Origin of the sequence: Roseburia inulinivorans DSM 16841 (assembly GCF_000174195.1) — a bacterium.
Taxonomy (GTDB): domain Bacteria; phylum Bacillota; class Clostridia; order Lachnospirales; family Lachnospiraceae; genus Roseburia; species Roseburia inulinivorans.
Window position 1 is genome coordinate 1 of record NZ_ACFY01000083.1, and the last position, 719, is coordinate 719.

The 719-nt window shown below is 46.6% G+C and carries 2 protein-coding genes; both read left to right on the forward strand.

Features of this window, described 5'->3' with window-relative positions; all coding sequences use genetic code 11:
- Positions 1-42 precede the first annotated feature (42 nt).
- On the forward strand, positions 43-279 hold the full coding sequence (locus ROSEINA2194_RS24045; RefSeq protein ID WP_500138363.1) for a glycoside hydrolase domain-containing protein: 237 nt from the start codon (positions 43-45) through the stop codon (positions 277-279).
- The coding region (locus tag ROSEINA2194_RS24050) for a glycoside hydrolase domain-containing protein (RefSeq protein WP_217284414.1) at positions 164-719 on the forward strand (556 nt) is incomplete at its 3' end. The genes ROSEINA2194_RS24045 and ROSEINA2194_RS24050, both read left to right, overlap by 116 nt.

Below are 719 nucleotides of genomic sequence, written 5' to 3' on the forward strand. Positions count from 1 at the left end.
TCCAAACCATTCTCTTATACATTGATTGCGGATTCCATTACCATGGATGACGGTAAACGGCTTCCCATATGCAAAGCGCTACTGCATTTCGAGACAAAGAAGGACGAACAGGTGCTTGTAAAAACAGGGATTTCTGCCGTCGACATGGAAGGGGCATGCAAGAATGTCGAATCAGAGATTCCGGGATGGGATTTCGATAAGGTACGCAAAGACGCACGTCGGGCGTGGAATCAATATCTGTCCAAAAATAGACATTACTACCTCGGACAAAGAAGATAAAGCCATCTTCTACTCTGCCCTCTATCATACGGGAATCAGCCCGAACCTGCTCAGCGATGCGGACGGACGTTATTTAGGAATGGATCTCGAAGTACATCAGGGAGATACGATAAACCCGGTGTATACGGTATTCTCATTATGGGACACCTTCCGTGCATTGCATCCGTTAATGACAATTATCGCCCCCGATTTGAACAATCAATTTATAAATTCACTGATAAAGAAACACCAGGAAGGCGGAATATATCCGATGTGGGACCTGGCTTCCAACTATACCGGAACCATGATTGGTTACCACGCAGTCCCCGTCATTGTAGACGCTTATATGAAAGGATACCGTAATTTCGACGCCAAAGAAGCCTACAAAGCCTGTCTGCGCGCAGCCGAATATGATACAACCGGCATTCAATGCCGGAACTGGTACTTCCGCATCTCATGCC